Below are 17,856 nucleotides of genomic sequence, written 5' to 3'. Positions count from 1 at the left end.
AAACGGATTTGCAGGGAAGGATGATATGGACAGTTACATCCGCTGGTTTCAACGCTTCATCTGGGTAGGCGTGGTGATGAACATGGTGTTCGCACTGCCGGCCCTGTTCGCCCCGGCGCTGCTGACCTCGGTGGTCGGCCTGCCGCCGGTGCTGTCGGACCCCTGGCTGGAAAACGCCGGCATGTTGCTGGTGGGCATCAGCCTGTTCTACCTGCCGTCGGGCTTCAACGCCCCGCGTTTCCCGATCCATTCCTGGCTGTGCGTGCTGAGCCGGCTGATCGCCGTGGTGTTCTGGATCTACCTGATCGACACCAGCAACACCCCCTCGGTGTTCGTGCCCATGCTCTACGGCGACCTGGGCATGTTCCTAGTCCTGGGCATCACGCTTTATATGGGCAGCACGCCGGTCAACCGGCCCTGGGCCTTGCTGGTCGACGGTTGGCGGGCCTGGTGTCATGGCTGGGAAGTACGCTGGCAGCAACACAGTTTTCGGGTCGGCCTGCTGATCACCCTGCTGGTGCTGGGTTTTATCGGCTACGAGACCTGGTACAACATGCTGCGGGTGGTGCCCGAGGAGAAATTCGCCACCGACGAGGAGCACTTCAAGTACGCCGCCATCGGCCTGGGCATCGAGGCGCGGATTCCCTATTACCTGTTTTCCGTGCTGCCGCAGATGTGCCCGGAAAAGATGCCCAAGCCCGGCGGCTGGGAAGCGTTCGGTTTTCTCTTTGAAAACGGTCGCGACCTGCCCATCGGCATGGCCAAGCGGCAGATCGGCTACCCGACCGTGGAGCCCAACTGTGCCTTGTGCCACACCGGCTCCTATCGCGCCTCGCCGGACGATGTCGCCAAGCCAGTCGCCATGGCGCCGGCCAATACCCTGCAACTGCAGGCCTTCCAATGGTTCGCCTACGATTGTGCCAGCGACCCGAAATTCACTACCGATGCGGTGATGGCGGCGATCAACGGCAAGTTCCAGCTGGGCTTCTTCGAGCGCCTGTACAACCGCTACCTGATCATTCCCATGGCCAAGAGCGCGTTGCTCAAGCAGAAGCAGGCCTACGCCTGGCAGAAACTGCGTCCCGCACAGGGGCCAGGGCGCACCGACACCTTCAACCCGACCAAGATGGTGGTCTTCGGTTTTCCGGATGACTCGACCATCGGCACCGTCGACCTGCCGCAGATCTGGAACCAGAAGCCCCGGGAGTCGCTGTACCTGCACTGGGACGGCAATAACAACGATATCCACGAGCGCAACTACGCGGCGGCGATGGCCGTGGGCGCGACGCCGCAGTCGGTGTTGCCGGACAGTTTCAACCGCGTCACCAGTTGGTTGCTGGACACCAAGGCGCCGGCCTGGCCGTTCGCCGTGGATCCGGTGCGGGTGGCCCAGGGCAAGCCGATCTGGGACAGCAACTGCGCGGGTTGCCATGAGTTCGGCAAGGCCGACACCGGCCATGTCACCACCACCATCGACCAACTGGGCACCGACCCGCATCGCCTGGATTCCTTCACCACCGGCCTGGTGCAGGCGTTCCACAGCTTCAAGACGCCGCCGTTCGACTTCAATGCCTACCGCAAGACCCAGAGCTACAGCAACACCCCCACCGATGGCATCTGGATGCGTGCGCCCTATCTGCACAACGGTTCGGTGCCGAGCCTGTGGGACCTGTTGCAGACCCCGGATAAACGTCCGGTGTTGTTCAACACCGGCTCGGATGTCTACGACCCGGTCAAGGTCGGCTTCGTCACCAGCGGTCCGCTGGTCCAGGCGCCAAGCTACTTCCGCTACGACACGCGCCTGGAGGGCAACCACAACACAGGACACCTGTACGGGACCCAACTGACCGACGCCGAGAAATGGGCGCTGATCGAATTCATGAAGACGTTGTAGGGAGACAGCCATGAACTTGCCTCATCTGGAACATGAACTTGCGAAAATCTTTGTCCGGCTCAACGGCTTGAAGGCGCGTCTGGAGTTGTCCTGGAAAAAACTCGTCAGCGACATCGAGCCCGAGGAGTTCCGGGCTATCCAGGATCTGCTCCAGCGCGGTCACGACCAGGCGCAGTACGTCATCGAACATGGCGATTTGCCGAACGATCGGCCCGCGGTGCCCTGGGAGTTGTCACATGGCCTGTCGATCCTGCACCTGGGCAGCGCCAGCCCCTTGCCGAAATCGGAGCAGGAGCTGCCGACCCAGGTACTCAAGGACGGCACCCTGCTGGGCTGTCGCAAATGGGAGCTGTTGGACCTGCTCTGGAGCGAGGCACTGATCAAGTGGATCGAGAACCTGCGCCATCACGCGCCCTTCGCCACCACCCCGGCGCTGGTCAAGATGGAGCGCGAGGTGGTGCTGGCGATTGCCGGCGACTGGGGAACCGGGCCGTTCGACAGCCATGCCCCGGCGGTCAGCGTGGCCAACCAGATGCAGTTGGCCGAGGCGGACTTCAGCATTCACCTGGGGGATGTCTATTACGCCGGCACCGGGTCCCAGGAAAACGTCGACATGAGGGGTTGGCCCCATGGCAAATTCGGCTCGTTCACCCTCAACTCCAATCACGAGATGTACAGCGGTGCCCACGGCTACTTCGCCGAGCTCAAGGCGCGCTTCCCGGTGCAGAACGGTACCAGCTACTTTGCCCTGTACAACGATGACTGGCTGATTGTCGGGCTGGATTCGGCTTATGCCTCGGACGCGATGAACCTCTATATGGACGGTGCGCTCAATGAGGCGCAGATCCAATGGATGCAAGGCTTGCCCAAACGCAAGAAGCTGATGGTGCTCAGCCATCACCAGGGCTTCGACATTGGCGGGCAGCATCAGACGGCGCTGTACCAGCCGGTCTGCGATGCCCTGGGGCGGGTGCCGGACTACTGGTATTGGGGGCATCTGCACAACGGGATTGTCTATGCCGAACAAGGCGGGCTGAAGGCGCGCTGTGCCGGGCATGGGGCGATTCCCTATGGCGTGACCAGCGAGCTGGACGGCAATGAGCGGGTGCTGTTTTCCGAATCGAAGAATGCCATGGACGACGAATACCCGGAGCGGGTGCTGAACGGCTATGCGCGGGTGCGCTTGAGCGGGGAGGAGATTATCGAGGAGTTTATCGGCGAGGATGGGTCGGTGAGATGGTCGTCTCACGGGTAGGTCGGTGTTGACCTACCTGCGAGTTGAAATACGAACCTTGTGGGAGCCGGCTTGCTGGCGATGGCGGCCGATCAGGCGATGCAAGACTCACTGGCCTCGTCGCCGGCAAGCCGGCTCCTACAAAGGGTGTGGCGTTTTCAAGGTTTGTATCAGCCGTGAACCGGAACACCCTTGAGGTACGGTGCAGGCTCTGCCCCCAGGTTGCTCAGCATGCGCTCGCTGTACCAGTCCACGAAGTTGACCACGCCGAACTCGTAGGTCTTCGAGTACGGGCCCGGCTGGTAGGCCGTGGAGTTGATGCCGCGCTGGTTTTCCTCGGCCAGGCGACGGTCCTGGTCGTTGGTCGCATCCCAGACTTCACGCAGGCGCGCCACGTCATAGTCGACGCCTTCGACCGCGTCCTTGTGCACCAGCCACTTGGTGGTGACCATGGTTTCCTGGGCGCTGATCGGCCACACGGTGAACACGATGACATGGTCGCCCATGCAGTGGTTCCACGAGTGCGGCAGGTGCAGGATACGCATCGAGCCGAGGTCCGGGTTCTTGATCCGGCCCATCAGCTTCTTGCTACCCTGCTGGCCGTCCATGGTCATGGACACGGTGCCCTTGAGCAGCGGCATGCGCACGATACGGTTACGCAGGCCGAAGCTGGCGTGGGCGTAAGGGATCTTCTCGGCTTCCCAGGCGGCGGCGGAGGCGGCCACATGATCCTTGAACGCCTGGTCGGCGCGCGGGTCGGTGACGTCGTCCCACTCCAGCAGGGTTTTCAGCAGTTCCGGGTGGGAGCCGCCGCAGTGATAGCACTCGCGGTTGTTCTCCAGCACCAGCTTCCAGTTGGCCTTTTCCATCAAGGTGGTTTGCACCGCCACCTTGGTGTTTTCCATGTCGTAGGGTTCCATGTAGTGGTTCAGGGTAGCCAGGAACTCATCGATCGGCGGCGGGTTGTCCGCCAGGCTGATGAAGATGTAGCCGCCGGAGGTCTTCACGTGCACCGGCTTGAGGCCGTACTGCTTCATGTCGAAGTCGGCGCCCATCTCGGTGCCGGCGAACAGCAGGCGACCGTCCAGTTCGTAGGTCCACTGGTGGTAGTGGCAGACCAGCTTGGCCACCTTGCCCTTGTCGCTGGTGCACAGCCGCGAACCGCGGTGGCGGCAGACGTTGTGGAAGGCGTGGACCACGCCGTCGGCACCGCGGATCACGATGATCGGGTTCTTGCCGATCTGCAGGGTGATGTAGTTGCCCTTGGTCGGGATTTCGCAGGTCATGCCGGCGATCAACCATTCCTTCTGGAAGATCTCCTGCATATCGATTTCGAACAGCCGCTCATCGGAGTAGAACGGTTGTGGCAGGGAAAAGGTACGCTCGCGCTCTTGCAGCATTTGCGCGGTGGCCTTGCGTGCGGGTTCCAGCGGATCGCCCAGGCTCAGGGTTGTGGTGATGTCCATCGATTTAGTCCTCATGGCCATGCGGTGTGGCCGGCGAATAGTGGCTGATACGGTTTACACGCAAGTACGGAAATACAGCAATCATTTGCGATGGAGTGTGGGGCTGGCAGCGACCTGAACCTTATCCATGGACGACATGGCCGAATCCGTTCCCGACGCGCAAGCCCCGGTCGTTGCGGGCTGGTCGCGATAAGCATGCCAATGTCGCGGATAGGTAAATGGTCGCTTCGGCCCTTGCGCAGAATCACTCACATAGAGCCGACAGTCGGCGGTGGAGAACAATATGTCGAACAACTTCCTGAATCCGGTAACGACCCAGACCTGGGCCAATGGTCGGCATATCGTGCGCTGCGTGAAGGTCATCCAGGAAACCTGGGATGTGCGCACCTTCTGCTTCATGGCCGACCAGCCGATCATGTTCTTCTTCAAGCCGGGGCAGTTCGTCACCCTGGAGCTGGAAATCGAAGGGCAGCCGATCATGCGCTCCTACACCATTTCCAGCTCGCCGTCGGTGCCCTACAGCTTTTCGGTGACCATCAAGCGCGTGCCTGGCGGCAAGGTCTCCAACTGGTTGCACGACACCCTGCACGAAGGCCAGGAGCTGGCGGTGCACGGGCCGGTGGGGCTGTTCAACGCCATCGACTTCCCGAGCCCGAAGACGCTGTACCTGAGCGGCGGCGTCGGCATCACCCCGGTGATGTCCATGGCCCGCTGGTTCTACGACACCAACGGCAACGTCGACATGGTGTTCATCCACAGCGCCCGCTCGCCGAAAGACATCATTTATCACCGCGAGCTGGAGCACATGGCGTCGCGGATCGACAACTTCAGCCTGCACCTGATCTGTGAAAAGCATGGCCTGGGCGAGCCCTGGGCCGGCTATCGCGGTTACCTGAACCACAAGATGCTGGAACTGATGGCGCCGGACTTCCTCGAGCGTGAAGTGTTCTGCTGCGGCCCGACGCCGTACATGAACGCGGTGAAGCGCCTGCTGGAAGCGGCGGGTTTCGACATGAAGCGCTACCACGAGGAGTCGTTCGGCGCGACGCCGCCGGAGGCCCGTGCCGACGCGGTGGAGCAGGCCGCCGAGGCCGCCGACGCGCCGGAAGTGGATGCCGCGGACCTGCACCAGGTGGAATTCACCGCCACGGGCAAGAGCATTCGTGTGGCACCGGGGGAAACCGTGCACGCGGCGGCGGCCAAGCTTGGCCTGATGATTCCCAAGGCCTGCGGCATGGGCATCTGCGGCACCTGCAAGGTGCTCAAGCTGGCTGGCGAAGTGGACATGGAGCACAACGGCGGGATCACCGACGACGATGTGGCCGAGGGCTATATCCTCTCGTGCTGCAGCGTGCCGAAGGGTGATGTGCGGATCGAGTACTAAGCTCGCCGCGGATCCTTTGTAGGAGCAGCCGGTCGACGCTCGATTGCTCGCGATGGTAGCCGCCACACCGCTGGGCATCAGGTGCCCAGCGTTATCGTTGACGTTTATCGCGAGCAAGCTCGCTCCTACAGGGGAGGGCGCGCGGCAACGGTTTAAGGTTTACAGGCTGAACCGCGCCACCATGCTGTTCAGGTCCACCGCCAGGCGCGACAGTTCGCTGCTCGCCGCGCTGGTCTGGTTCGCCCCGGTCGCCGATTGCACCGACAGATCCCGGATATTCACCAGGTTGCGGTCCACTTCGCGGGCCACCTGAGCCTGTTCTTCCGCCGCGCTGGCGATCACCAGGTTGCGCTCGTTGATCTCGATGATGGCCGTGTTGATGGTGTCCAGCGCCACGCCCGCGCCCTTGGCGATGTTCAGGGTCGATTCCGCCCGATCGGTGCTGTTGCGCATCGAGTTCACCGCCTGTTCGGTCCCGCCCTGGATGCTGCCGATCATCCGTTCGATTTCGCTGGTGGACTGCTGGGTACGGTGCGCCAGGGCACGGACTTCGTCCGCCACCACGGCAAAACCGCGACCGGCTTCCCCGGCCCTTGCCGCTTCGATGGCGGCGTTCAGGGCCAGCAGGTTGGTCTGGTCGGCCAGGCCGCGAATCACGTCGAGCACCTTGCCGATGTCCTGGGACTCCTTGGCCAGGTCGCCGATCAGCGTGGCGGTGCTCTGCACATCGCTGCTCATGCGTTCGATGGCACCGACGGTTTCCTGCACCAGGTCGCGACCGTCGCCGGCCGAGGCGGTGGCATTCTTCGAGGCTTCGGAAGTGCTCACGGCATTGCGCGCGACTTCTTCCACGGCACTGGTCATCTCATTGACGGCGGTGGCGGCCTGCTCGATCTCGTTGTTCTGCTGCACCAGGCCACGGGCGCTTTCGTCGGTGACGCTGTTCAGCTCTTCCGCCGCGGAGGCCAGCTGGGTCGCGGAGCCGGAAATACGTTGCAGGGTGTCGCGCAGTTTCTGCTGCATCTTGGCCATGGCCTGCAACAGGCGACCGGCTTCATCGCTGCCCTCGACCTTGATCGGGCGGGTCAGGTCGCCTTCGGCGATCTGCTCGGCGGCGCCCAGGGCGTCGGCAATGGGGCGGGTGATGCTGTTGGTCAGTAGCCAGGCGAACAGGAAGGTCAGGCCGGTGGCGACCACCAGCAGGCTCACCACCAGGTTGAACGCCGAACCGTACTGCTCGGCGGCCTGTTGATTGGTGTCGTTGCTCTGCTGGGTATTGATTTCCACCAGCTTGTCGAGCGCGTTGTTGAGCTGTTCGGAGTTGGCCAGCAACTCGCTGTTGATCAGGGCGGTCATCTCGCTGAGCTGATTGTTGCGCGACAGGCTCTTCATGCGCTCCTCGAGCTGACGGTACTGGCCGAGCACCTGCACATACTGGTCGTAGGCCTTGCGTTCCTCCGGGGCGCTGATCAGTTTTTCGTAAACTGCCTGGGCCTTGCCGATCTGCTGGTTGCGCAGGGTGAACAGGTCGAGGATTTTCTGTTGCTCGTCCGCTGCACGGTTGGTGAGCAGGCGATAGGACAACACCCGCTGGCGCAGGGTCAGTTGGGTGAGGTCGTCGAGGCTCTTGATGCTCGGCACGCTGTTGGCGCTGAGCTCTTCGGCCGCGCCGCGGATCTTGCTCATCTGGTTCAGGGCAAATATCCCCAGGATCAGCATCAGGGCGCCGATCAGGGTGAAGCTGAGGAACGCTCGCGGGGCGATGTTCATGTTGCGTAGGGACATGGTGGCTACCTGAGAAGAGGACGCATTCCGTGCGGTTTTTGAGACGGGTTCTAATGACCTATCGGTCATTCGACTAAAGTCTTAAGTCCCTGCGCGTATTTGTCGCAGATGAAGGTTTCCGACGGGGGGCGGGGAACATGTCCTGGCAATCGCAGTCACTAAGGTTCGAAGAAAAGCATCCCGCCAGGAAAATCAAGGCTTTGCGACAGTTTTCCCCTGGCAAACAGGGGGGCTTTTCTTTATCGTACGCGCCCTTTGAAACTGCCCGAGAGATCAAGAAAATGTTGGAAGCTTCCCTGAGTCAACTGGAACAACTGGTCGGCGAGCTGGTTCAGCAAAAACAGGAGCTGCTGGCCGCCAATACAGCGCTGAGCACCGAGCTGGCCCAGGCCAGGGACGAAAACGAAAGCCTGCAGTTGAGCCTGATGGAGCAGGAAGAAAAGCATGGCGCCACCGCCGCCCGTATCCAGGCGCTGGTTGAGCGTGTCAGCGCAGGTCCTGTGAACGCATGAGAACCAGCAGCGATGGTGTAACCGTCATCTCGATCCTCGGCGAGGACTATTCGATCAAGGCACCCGCCGGCCAGGAACGCACCTTGCAGGAGGCGACCGTGATGCTCAGGGCCGCCTTGGCCGACACCAAGAAGAAGTTCCCCACGCTGATCGGCGACAAACTGCTGGTGCTGGCGGCGCTGAACCTGTGTTCGCAGCAGATCGAAGCGCAGCAGCGCCACCGCGAGGAACTCGACCGTTACCAGGAGCAGGTCAACGCCACGGTCGATGTGATTTCGCGGACCATCGGGCAGAACTGAGGTCAGGCCCCCATCACCTCGCGGATATCTGCCGCCAGTTCCCGAACCCGCGCTTCCTCGGTGTCCCACGAGCACATGAAGCGCGCGCCGCCCTTGCCGATGAAGGTGTAGAAGCGCCAGCCCCTGGCGGTCAGCGCGGCGATGGCCGGTTCCGAGAGTTGCAGGAACACGCCGTTGGCTTCCACCGGGAACATCAGTTCCACGCCGGGAATGTCCTTGACCAGGTTGCTGAGCAGCTGCGCGCAATGGTTGGCGTGGCGGGCGTGCTTGAGCCAGGCGTGGTTTTCCAGCAGGCCGACCCAGGGCGCCGAGAGAAAGCGCATTTTCGAGGCCAACTGCCCGGCCTGCTTGCAGCGATAGTCGAAATCCACCGCCAGGTCGCGGTTGAAGAACAGGATCGCTTCACCCACTGCCATGCCGTTTTTCGTGCCGCCGAAGCACAGTACGTCGACGCCGGCCTTCCAGGTCAGCTCCGCCGGGGTGCAGCCGAGGTAGGCGCAGGCGTTGGAGAAGCGCGCGCCGTCCATGTGCAGGTTCAGGCCCAGCTCCTTGCAGGTGGCGCTGATGGCGCGGATTTCGTCCGGGGTGTAGACACTGCCGACCTCGGTGGCCTGGGTCAGGGTCACCACGCGGGCCTTGGGGAAGTGGATGTCCTGGCGCTTGAGGGCGATTTCGCGGATCGTGTCGGGGGTCAGCTTGCCGTTTTCGGTGCGCGCGGTGAGCAGCTTGGAGCCGTTGGAGAAAAACTCCGGCGCGCCGCATTCGTCGGTCTCAACGTGGGCGGTCTCCGAGCAGATCACGCTGTGATAGCTCTGGCACAGCGACGACAGGGCCAGGGAGTTGGCCGCGGTGCCGTTGAAGGCGAAGAACACTTCGCTGTCGGTTTCGAACAGCTCGCGGAAGCCGTCGGCGGCGCGCTGGGTCCATTCGTCTTCGCCATAGGCGCGCTGGTGGCCGTGGTTGGCCTGTTCCATGGCGGCCCAGGCTTCGGGGCAGATACCGGAGTAGTTGTCGCTGGCGAATTGTTGGCTCTTGTCGGTCATGGCCCGCTCCTTGTGAACGATTATGGTGCGCACTGTAACCAGAATTGGGGGCAGCGCACAGGCACAGTTTCCGTAGGAAAAGCCTCCATTGATCGAAAGGCCGGCGCCGCCCTTTGTGGGAGCCGGCTTGCCGGCGATGGCGGCCGCAAGATCGACACAAGGCCCGAGGGCCTCATCGCCGGCAAGCCGGCTCCCACAAGGTATTTCGGCGTTGTCGAAACCGCGTCGGGCCAGACTCTTCGGGCATCGATTATCTCAGCGCGCCAGACCATGTCGTAAACGCACCTTTGCGTGGCGTCCATAGGCATTTGATCGGTCTGCGTCGGCCATACCATCGCATCAAAGGGCACTGCCGCACGGCAAAGGCCTCACCGAGACGAATGGCGCACCGCCGCCGCTGGGAGAGACGCGATGTTCAGCAAGCAAGACCAGATCCAGGGTTATGACGATGCACTGATGGCGGCCATGAATGCCGAGGAGCAGCGTCAGGAAGATCACATCGAGCTGATCGCGTCGGAAAACTACACCAGCAAGCGTGTCATGCAGGCCCAGGGCAGCGGCCTGACCAACAAATACGCCGAAGGCTATCCGGGCAAGCGCTACTACGGTGGCTGCGAGCACGTGGACAAGGTCGAGGCCCTGGCCATCGAGCGCGCCAAGCAACTGTTCGGCGCCGATTACGCCAACGTCCAGCCGCACTCCGGCTCCTCGGCCAACGGCGCCGTGTACCTGGCCCTGCTGCAGGCCGGCGACACCATCCTGGGCATGAGCCTGGCCCATGGCGGTCACCTGACCCACGGTGCCAAGGTGTCGTCCTCGGGCAAACTGTACAACGCCGTTCAATACGGGATCGACACCGCGACCGGCCTGATCGACTACGATGAAGTCGAGCGCCTGGCGGTCGAGCACAAACCGAAGATGATCGTCGCCGGTTTCTCGGCCTACTCGAAAACCCTCGATTTCCCACGCTTCCGTCAGATCGCCGACAAGGTCGGTGCGCTGCTGTTCGTCGACATGGCCCACGTTGCCGGGCTGGTCGCTGCTGGCCTCTACCCGAACCCGATCCCATTCGCCGACGTGGTCACCACCACTACCCACAAGACCCTGCGCGGTCCGCGTGGCGGCCTGATCCTGGCCAAGGCCAACGAAGAGATCGAGAAGAAACTCAACGCTGCGGTGTTCCCGGGCGCCCAGGGCGGCCCGTTGATGCACGTGATCGCCGCCAAGGCCGTGTGCTTCAAGGAAGCGCTGGAGCCGGGCTTCAAGGTCTATCAGCAGCAAGTGATCGATAACGCCCAGGCGATGGCGGGCGTATTTATCAAACGTGGCTACGATGTAGTGTCCGGCGGTACCGACAACCACCTGTTCCTGGTCAGCCTGATCCGTCAGGGCCTGACCGGCAAGGAGGCCGATGCCGCCCTGGGCCGTGCCCATATCACCGTGAACAAGAACGCCGTGCCGAACGACCCGCAGTCGCCGTTCGTCACTTCGGGTCTGCGCATCGGTACCCCGGCCGTCACCACCCGTGGGTTCAAGGTGACCCAGTGTGTCGAACTGGCCGGCTGGATCTGCGACATCCTCGACAACCTCGGCGATGCCGATGTCGAAGCGAACGTCGCCAAGCACGTGGCAGCGCTGTGCGCGGACTTCCCGGTTTATCGCTGAGAGCGGTTTTGGAGTAAATGACTATGCAACGCTATTCGGGCTTCGGCCTCTTCAAGCACTCTCTCAGTCACCACGAAAACTGGCAGAGAATGTGGCGCACGCCGACCCCGAAAAAGGTCTATGACGTGGTCATCGTCGGCGGTGGCGGGCATGGCCTGGCGACCGCCTACTACCTGGCCAAGGAGCACGGCATCACCAACGTGGCCGTGGTCGAGAAGGGCTGGCTGGGCGGCGGTAACACCGCGCGCAACACCACCATCGTGCGTTCCAACTACCTGTGGGACGAGTCGGCGCACCTGTACGAACACGCGATGAAATTGTGGGAAGGCCTGTCCCAGGACCTGAACTACAACGTGATGTTCTCCCAGCGTGGTGTCTACAACCTCTGCCACACCCTGCAGGACATCCGTGATTCCGAGCGTCGGGTCAGCGCCAACCGCCTCAACGGCGTCGACGGCGAACTGCTCAACGCCCAGCAGGTGGCGGACGAGATTCCGTACCTGGACTGCTCGAAGAACACCCGCTACCCGGTGATGGGCGCCACCGTCCAGCGTCGCGGCGGCGTGGCCCGTCACGATGCCGTGGCCTGGGGCTTCGCCCGTGCGGCCGACGCCCTGGGCGTGGACCTGATCCAGCAGACCGAAGTGATCGGTTTCCGCAAGGAAAACGGCGTGTGCATCGGTGTTGAAACCAACAAGGGCTTTATCGGCGCCAAGCGCGTCGGCGTGGTCACCGCCGGTAACTCCGGGCACATGGCCAAGCTGGCGGGCTTCCGCCTGCCGGTCGAATCGCATCCGTTGCAAGCGCTGGTGTCCGAACCGATCAAGCCGATCATCGACAGCGTGATCATGTCCAACGCCGTGCACGGCTACATCAGCCAGTCCGACAAGGGCGACCTGGTGATCGGTGCCGGTATCGACGGCTACAACGGCTACGGCCAGCGCGGTTCGTACCCGGTGATCGAGCACACCATCCAGGCCATCGTCGAGATGTTCCCGGTGCTGTCCCGCGTGCGCATGAACCGCCAGTGGGGCGGCATCGTCGACACCACTCCGGACGCCTGCCCGATCATTTCGAAAACCCCGGTACCGAACATGTTCTTCAACTGCGGTTGGGGTACCGGCGGCTTCAAGGCCACCCCGGGTTCGGGCAACGTGTTTGCCGCGAGCCTGGCCAAGGGTGAAATGCACCCGTTGGCCGCTCCTTTCTCCATCGACCGCTTCCACAGCGGTGCGTTGATCGACGAACACGGTGCTGCTGCGGTCGCCCACTAACAGGAGAAATCCCTATGTTGCATATCTTCTGTCCTCATTGCGGCGAGCTGCGCTCCGAAGAGGAATTCCACGCTTCCGGCCAGGCGCATATCCCGCGTCCCCTGGACCCGAATACCTGCACCGACGAGCAGTGGGGCGACTACATGTTCTTCCGCGACAACCCGCGCGGCCTGCACCACGAGCTGTGGGACCACGTCGCCGGTTGCCGCCAGTATTTCAACGTGACCCGCGACACCGTCACCTACGAGATCCTGGAAACCTACAAGATTGGCGAGAAGCCGCAATTCACCGCTAAAGCAGAGAGTTCGAAAGTGCCCGGCGCGGCTGTGGGAGAGAAGGTATGAGCCAGGTCAATCGCCTGTCCAACGGTGGTCGGATCGACCGCAACAAAGTCTTGAGCTTCACCTTCAACGGCCAGGTCTACAAGGGCTTTGAAGGCGACACCCTGGCCGCCGCGTTGCTGGCCAACGGGGTCGATATCGTCGGCCGCAGCTTCAAGTATTCCCGCCCACGGGGCATTTTCGCCGCCGGTGCCGAAGAGCCGAACGCGGTGCTGCAGATCGGCGCCACCGAAGCGACCCAGATTCCTAACGTGCGCGCCACCCAGCAAGCCCTGTATCAAGGCCTGGTGGCCACCAGCACCAACGGCTGGCCGAGCGTCAACAACGACATGATGGGGATTCTCGGCAAGGTCGGCGGCAAGCTGATGCCACCGGGTTTCTACTACAAGACCTTCATGTATCCGCAGTCGTTCTGGATGACCTACGAGAAGTACATCCGCAAGGCCGCCGGCCTGGGCCGCTCGCCGACCGAGAACGATCCGGACACCTACGACTACATGAACCAGCACTGCGACGTGCTGATCGTCGGTGCCGGCCCTGCTGGCCTGGCCGCCGCACTGGCCGCCGCGCGCAGCGGTGCCCGGGTGATCCTCGCCGATGAACAGGAAGAGTTCGGCGGCAGCCTGCTCGACTCCCGCGAAAGCCTCGACGGCAAGCCGGCGGCCGAATGGATCGCCAGCGTCATCGCCGAATTGAAAGGCCTGCCGGACGTGCTGTTGCTGCCTCGTGCCACCGTCAACGGCTACCACGACCACAACTTCCTGACCATTCACGAACGCCTCACCGACCACCTCGGTGATCGCGCGCCGATCGGCCAGGTCCGCCAGCGTATCCACCGGGTCCGCGCCAAGCGCGTGGTCCTGGCCACCGGTGCCCACGAGCGTCCGCTGGTCTACGGCAACAACGACGTGCCGGGCAACATGCTGGCCGGCGCCGTGTCCACCTACGTCCGTCGTTACGGCGTGGCCCCGGGCAAGAAACTGGTGCTGAGCACCAACAACGATCACGCCTACCGCGTGGCCCTGGACTGGCTCGATGCCAGCCTGCAAGTGGTAGCCATCGCCGATGCCCGCAGCAATCCACGGGGTGCGCTGGTGGAAGAAGCGCGCGCCAAGGGTATTCGCATCCTCACCGGCAGCGCCGTGATCGAAGCCCGTGGCAGCAAGCACGTGACCGCGGCGCGGGTCGCCGCCATCGACGTCCGCGCCCATAAAGTCACCAGCCCCGGCGAATGGCTGGAATGCGACCTGGTAGCCAGCTCCGGCGGCTACAGCCCGGTGGTACACCTGGCCTCGCATCTGGGCGGCAAGCCGACCTGGCGTGAAGACATTCTCGGCTTCGTGCCGGGCGAAGCACCGCAGAAACGCGTGTGCGTCGGCGGCATCAATGGCGTCTACGGTCTGGCCGATACCCTGGCCGACGGTTTTGAAGGCGGCGTTCGCGCGGCCAGCGAAGCCGGTTTCAAGGCTGTCGAAGGCGTGTTGCCCAAGGCTTTGTCCCGTGTGGAAGAGCCGACCCTGGCGCTGTTCCAGGTGCCCCATGAAAAAGCCACTGCCCGGGCGCCGAAGCAATTCGTCGACCTGCAGAACGACGTCACCGCCGCCGCCATCGAACTGGCGACCCGCGAGGGCTTCGAGTCGGTCGAACACGTCAAGCGCTACACCGCGTTGGGCTTCGGTACCGACCAGGGCAAGCTGGGCAACGTCAACGGCCTGGCCATCGCCGCCCGTTCGCTGAACGTGACCATCCCGCAGATGGGCACCACCATGTTCCGTCCGAACTACACGCCGATCACCTTCGGCGCGGTGGCCGGCCGTCACTGCGGGCATATCTTCGAGCCGGTGCGCTACACCGCCTTGCAGTCCTGGCATGTGAAGCAGGGCGCCAAGTTCGAGGACGTCGGCCAGTGGAAGCGTCCCTGGTACTTCCCGCGCAACGGCGAAGACCTGCATGCGGCGGTCAAGCGTGAGTGCAAGGCCGTGCGCGACAGCGTCGGCCTGCTCGACGCCTCGACCCTGGGCAAGATCGACATCCAGGGTCCGGATGCCCGCGAGTTCCTCAACCGCGTGTACACCAACGCCTGGACCAAGCTCGATGTGGGCAAGGCCCGCTACGGCCTGATGTGCAAGGAAGACGGTATGGTTTTCGACGACGGCGTGACCGCCTGTCTGGCCGACAACCACTTCATGATGACCACCACCACCGGCGGCGCGGCCCGCGTACTGCAGTGGCTGGAGCTGTACCACCAGACCGAATGGCCGAACATGAAGGTGTACTTCACCTCCGTGACCGACCACTGGGCGACCATGACCCTGTCCGGACCGAACAGCCGCAAGCTGCTCAGCGAAGTCACCGACATCGACCTGGACAAGGATGGGTTCCCGTTCATGACCTGGAAAGAAGGTCTGGTCGGCGGTGTACCGGCGCGGGTGTTCCGGATTTCCTTTACCGGCGAGCTGTCCTACGAGGTCAACGTCCAGGCCGACTACGCCATGGGTGTGCTGGAGAAGATCGTCGAGGCCGGCAAGAAATACAACCTGACCCCGTACGGCACCGAGACCATGCACGTGCTGCGGGCCGAGAAGGGCTTCATCATCGTCGGCCAGGACACCGACGGCTCGATGACCCCGGACGACCTGAACATGGGCTGGTGCGTGGGCCGGACCAAGCCGTTCTCCTGGATCGGCTGGCGCGGGATGAACCGCGAAGACTGCGTGCGTGAAGAGCGCAAGCAGTTGGTCGGGCTCAAGCCGATCGATCCGACCAAGTGGCTGCCGGAAGGTGCGCAACTGGTGTTCGACACCAAGCAGTCGATCCCGATGAAGATGGTCGGTCACGTGACCTCCAGCTATGCCCACAACTCCCTTGGCTATTCGTTTGCCATGGCGGTGGTCAAGGGCGGCCTGAAGCGTATGGGCGAGCGGGTGTTCGCACCCTTGGCCGACGGCAGCGTGATCGAGGCGGAAATCGTTTCTTCGGTGTTCTTCGATCCGAAGGGCGATCGCCAGAACATCTGACGAGCCCAGGACACGGGATCAAGGTTGAACGCGGACCCTTGTAGGAGCCAGCTTGCTGGCGATGACGGCAGCACAGTCACTACAGGGGCCACGCCCAACCGCAAAGACAGCATTCAACACAGGTGTTTCACATGACCACAGCCAACGTTTACCAACAACGCCCGACTTCCGGGGCCAAGGCCGAGTCGTCGTTGCACCATGCCGACCTCGCCAGCCTGGTGGGCAAGGGCCGCAAGAACGCCGGTGTGACCGTGCGGGAAAAGAAACTGCTCGGTCACCTGACCATTCGTGGCGACGGCCATGACGCGGCCTTTGCCGCCGGCGTGCACAAGGCCCTCGGCCTGGAACTGCCCGTGGCGCTGACCGTGGTCGCCAAGGGCGAGACCAGTCTGCAATGGCTCGGTCCCGACGAGTGGCTGCTGATCGTCCCGAGCGGCGAAGAGTTCGCCGCCGAGAAGGCCCTGCGCGAGGCCCTGGGCGACCTGCATATCGCCATCGTCAACGTCAGCGGCGGCCAGCAATTGCTGGAACTGAGCGGGCCGAAGGTCCGTGAAGTGCTGAAGAAGTCCACCAGCTACGACGTGCACCCGAACAACTTCCCGGTGGGCAAGGCAGTCGGGACAGTGTTCGCCAAGTCGCAACTGATGATCCGCCATACCGCCGAAGACACCTGGGAGCTGGTGATTCGTCGTAGCTTCTCGGATTACTGGTGGCTGTGGCTGCAGGATGCGGCGGCGGAGTACGGCCTCAGCGTTCAGGCCTGAGGTTTGTTCGACCTGTAGGAGCCGGCTTGCTGGCGATAGCGGCCGACCAGGCGATGCAAGGCTTGCCGGCCTCATCGCCAGCAAGCCGGCTCCCACAAGGTTTGGTGTCATACACAAGGACAAGGATTGCCTGGAGCCTCCACCAGGATGCTCGCGATCGACCGCCTAGCGGTTGCCCCTCACGAACAGGAGTCAAGCTATGAGCCGCGCCCCCGATACATGGATTTTGACCGCCGACTGCCCCAGCGTGCTCGGCACGGTGGATGTGGTGACCCGCTACCTGTTCGAGCAGGGCTGCTATGTCACCGAGCACCATTCGTTCGATGACCGCCTCTCGGGGCGTTTCTTCATTCGCGTGGAGTTTCGCCAGCCCGACGGTTTCGACGAACTGGCCTTCCGCGCCGGCCTGGCCGAACGCGGCGAGACCTTCGGCATGCTGTTCGAACTGACCCCGCCGAACTATCGGCCGAAAGTGGTGATCATGGTCTCCAAGGCCGATCACTGCCTCAACGACCTGCTCTATCGCCAGCGCATCGGCCAATTGTCCATGGACGTGGCCGCCGTGGTGTCCAACCATCCGGACCTCAAGCCCCTGGCCGACTGGCACCAGATTCCCTACTACCATTTCCCGCTGGACCCCAACGACAAGCCGGCCCAGGAGCGTCAGGTCTGGCAGGTGATCGAGGAGTCCGGTGCCGAGCTGGTGATTCTTGCCCGCTACATGCAGGTGCTCTCGCCGGAGCTGTGCCGCAAGCTCGACGGCAAGGCCATCAACATTCACCACTCGTTGCTGCCCGGTTTCAAGGGCGCCAAGCCCTATCACCAGGCCTACAACAAGGGCGTGAAACTGGTGGGGGCCACCGCGCACTACATCAACAACGACCTGGACGAAGGCCCGATCATCGCCCAGGGCGTGGAGGCGGTGGACCACAGCCACTACCCCGAGGACCTGATCGCCAAGGGCCGGGATATCGAAGGGCTGACCCTGGCCCGGGCGGTGGGTTATCACATTGAGCGGCGGGTCTTCCTGAACGCCAACAGAACGGTCGTTCTCTAAGTTTTTTGCTGCCCGTGCGGGCCTCATCGCTGCGATGCGGCGTCCCGACAAGCCAGCTCCCACACTGGGCGCGGTGCCTGCCGCATTAATGGATGATGCAATTCCCTTGTGGGAGCCGGCT

At 62.9% G+C, this 17,856-nt stretch carries 14 protein-coding genes and 1 pseudogene; 11 read left to right on the top strand and 4 right to left on the bottom strand.

Features of this window, described 5'->3' with window-relative positions; all coding sequences use genetic code 11:
- The first annotated feature begins 25 nt into the window (after window positions 1–25).
- On the top strand, window positions 26–1,894 hold the full coding sequence (locus tag UCMB321_RS25005) for a c-type cytochrome (protein ID WP_040071347.1): 1,869 nt from the start codon (window positions 26–28) through the stop codon (window positions 1,892–1,894).
- A gap of 10 nt (window positions 1,895–1,904) precedes the next feature.
- Window positions 1,905–3,149 (top strand): metallophosphoesterase, encoded by a 1,245-nt coding sequence (locus UCMB321_RS25000; protein ID WP_040071346.1) that lies wholly within the window; start codon window positions 1,905–1,907, stop codon window positions 3,147–3,149.
- A gap of 149 nt (window positions 3,150–3,298) precedes the next feature.
- Here UCMB321_RS25000 and gbcA read toward each other — a convergent pair whose 3' ends face one another.
- Window positions 3,299–4,594, bottom strand: coding sequence for a glycine-betaine demethylase subunit GbcA (gene gbcA / locus UCMB321_RS24995; RefSeq protein ID WP_040071345.1), 1,296 nt, complete (start codon window positions 4,592–4,594; stop codon window positions 3,299–3,301).
- 283 nt (window positions 4,595–4,877) lie between these two features.
- On the opposite strand from gbcA, the gene gbcB reads away from it, so the two are divergent.
- Window positions 4,878–5,978 (top strand): glycine-betaine demethylase subunit GbcB, encoded by a 1,101-nt coding sequence (gene gbcB, locus UCMB321_RS24990; RefSeq protein ID WP_040071344.1) that lies wholly within the window; start codon window positions 4,878–4,880, stop codon window positions 5,976–5,978.
- A gap of 159 nt (window positions 5,979–6,137) precedes the next feature.
- Here the strand turns inward: gbcB and UCMB321_RS31910 are convergent, their stop codons facing one another.
- Together UCMB321_RS31910 and UCMB321_RS31905 are read right to left on the bottom strand one after the other, a co-directional pair.
- Window positions 6,138–7,001 carry a methyl-accepting chemotaxis protein gene (locus tag UCMB321_RS31910; RefSeq protein WP_425338616.1) on the bottom strand — a complete coding sequence of 288 codons (864 nt, stop codon included), beginning with the start codon at window positions 6,999–7,001 and terminating at the stop codon, window positions 6,138–6,140.
- Window positions 6,993–7,748, bottom strand: a pseudogene (locus UCMB321_RS31905) (MCP four helix bundle domain-containing protein); the annotation flags it as partial. The gene UCMB321_RS31910 and the pseudogene UCMB321_RS31905, both read right to left, overlap by 9 nt.
- 296 nt (window positions 7,749–8,044) lie before the next feature.
- Here UCMB321_RS31905 and UCMB321_RS24980 point away from each other — a divergent pair.
- Both UCMB321_RS24980 and UCMB321_RS24975 read left to right on the top strand, forming a co-directional pair.
- Window positions 8,045–8,275, top strand: a complete 231-nt coding sequence (locus UCMB321_RS24980) for a hypothetical protein (RefSeq protein WP_040071342.1) — start codon at window positions 8,045–8,047, stop codon at window positions 8,273–8,275.
- Complete coding sequence (locus UCMB321_RS24975; protein ID WP_040071341.1) at window positions 8,272–8,574, top strand: cell division protein ZapA; 303 nt, start codon at window positions 8,272–8,274, stop codon at window positions 8,572–8,574. The genes UCMB321_RS24980 and UCMB321_RS24975 overlap by 4 nt, the downstream gene beginning before the upstream one ends.
- A gap of 2 nt (window positions 8,575–8,576) precedes the next feature.
- On the opposite strand, the gene UCMB321_RS24970 is transcribed toward UCMB321_RS24975, so the two are convergent.
- A complete protein-coding gene (locus UCMB321_RS24970; RefSeq protein WP_040071340.1) occupies window positions 8,577–9,617 on the bottom strand; it encodes a threonine aldolase family protein in 1,041 nt (346 codons plus the stop codon).
- A gap of 411 nt (window positions 9,618–10,028) precedes the next feature.
- Here UCMB321_RS24970 and UCMB321_RS24965 point away from each other — a divergent pair, with 411 nt between their 5' ends.
- The 6 genes from UCMB321_RS24965 to purU all read left to right on the top strand — a co-directional run bounded on the left by UCMB321_RS24965 (window position 10,029) and on the right by purU (window position 17,735).
- A complete protein-coding gene (locus UCMB321_RS24965; RefSeq protein WP_040071339.1) occupies window positions 10,029–11,282 on the top strand; it encodes a serine hydroxymethyltransferase in 1,254 nt (417 codons plus the stop codon).
- A 23-nt stretch (window positions 11,283–11,305) separates the two neighbouring features.
- Window positions 11,306–12,556: a sarcosine oxidase subunit beta gene (locus tag UCMB321_RS24960; RefSeq protein ID WP_040071338.1), complete on the top strand. Its 1,251-nt coding sequence runs from the start codon at window positions 11,306–11,308 to the stop codon at window positions 12,554–12,556.
- 14 nt (window positions 12,557–12,570) lie between these two features.
- Window positions 12,571–12,900, top strand: a complete 330-nt coding sequence (locus UCMB321_RS24955; protein ID WP_040071336.1) for a sarcosine oxidase subunit delta — start codon at window positions 12,571–12,573, stop codon at window positions 12,898–12,900.
- Complete coding sequence (locus UCMB321_RS24950; RefSeq protein ID WP_040071335.1) at window positions 12,897–15,914, top strand: sarcosine oxidase subunit alpha; 3,018 nt, start codon at window positions 12,897–12,899, stop codon at window positions 15,912–15,914. The genes UCMB321_RS24955 and UCMB321_RS24950 overlap by 4 nt, the downstream gene beginning before the upstream one ends.
- Window positions 15,915–16,045: 131 nt before the next feature.
- Window positions 16,046–16,678 (top strand): sarcosine oxidase subunit gamma, encoded by a 633-nt coding sequence (locus tag UCMB321_RS24945; RefSeq protein ID WP_040071334.1) that lies wholly within the window; start codon window positions 16,046–16,048, stop codon window positions 16,676–16,678.
- A gap of 199 nt (window positions 16,679–16,877) precedes the next feature.
- Window positions 16,878–17,735, top strand: a complete 858-nt coding sequence (gene purU, locus UCMB321_RS24940) for a formyltetrahydrofolate deformylase (protein WP_040071333.1) — start codon at window positions 16,878–16,880, stop codon at window positions 17,733–17,735.
- Window positions 17,736–17,856: the final 121 nt, after the last annotated feature.

This window comes from Pseudomonas batumici (assembly GCF_000820515.1).
Taxonomy (GTDB): Bacteria; Pseudomonadota; Gammaproteobacteria; order Pseudomonadales; family Pseudomonadaceae; genus Aquipseudomonas; species Aquipseudomonas batumici.
The sequence above is the reverse complement of the archived record's forward strand: the minus strand, read 5'-3'. Positions and strand labels throughout refer to the sequence as shown.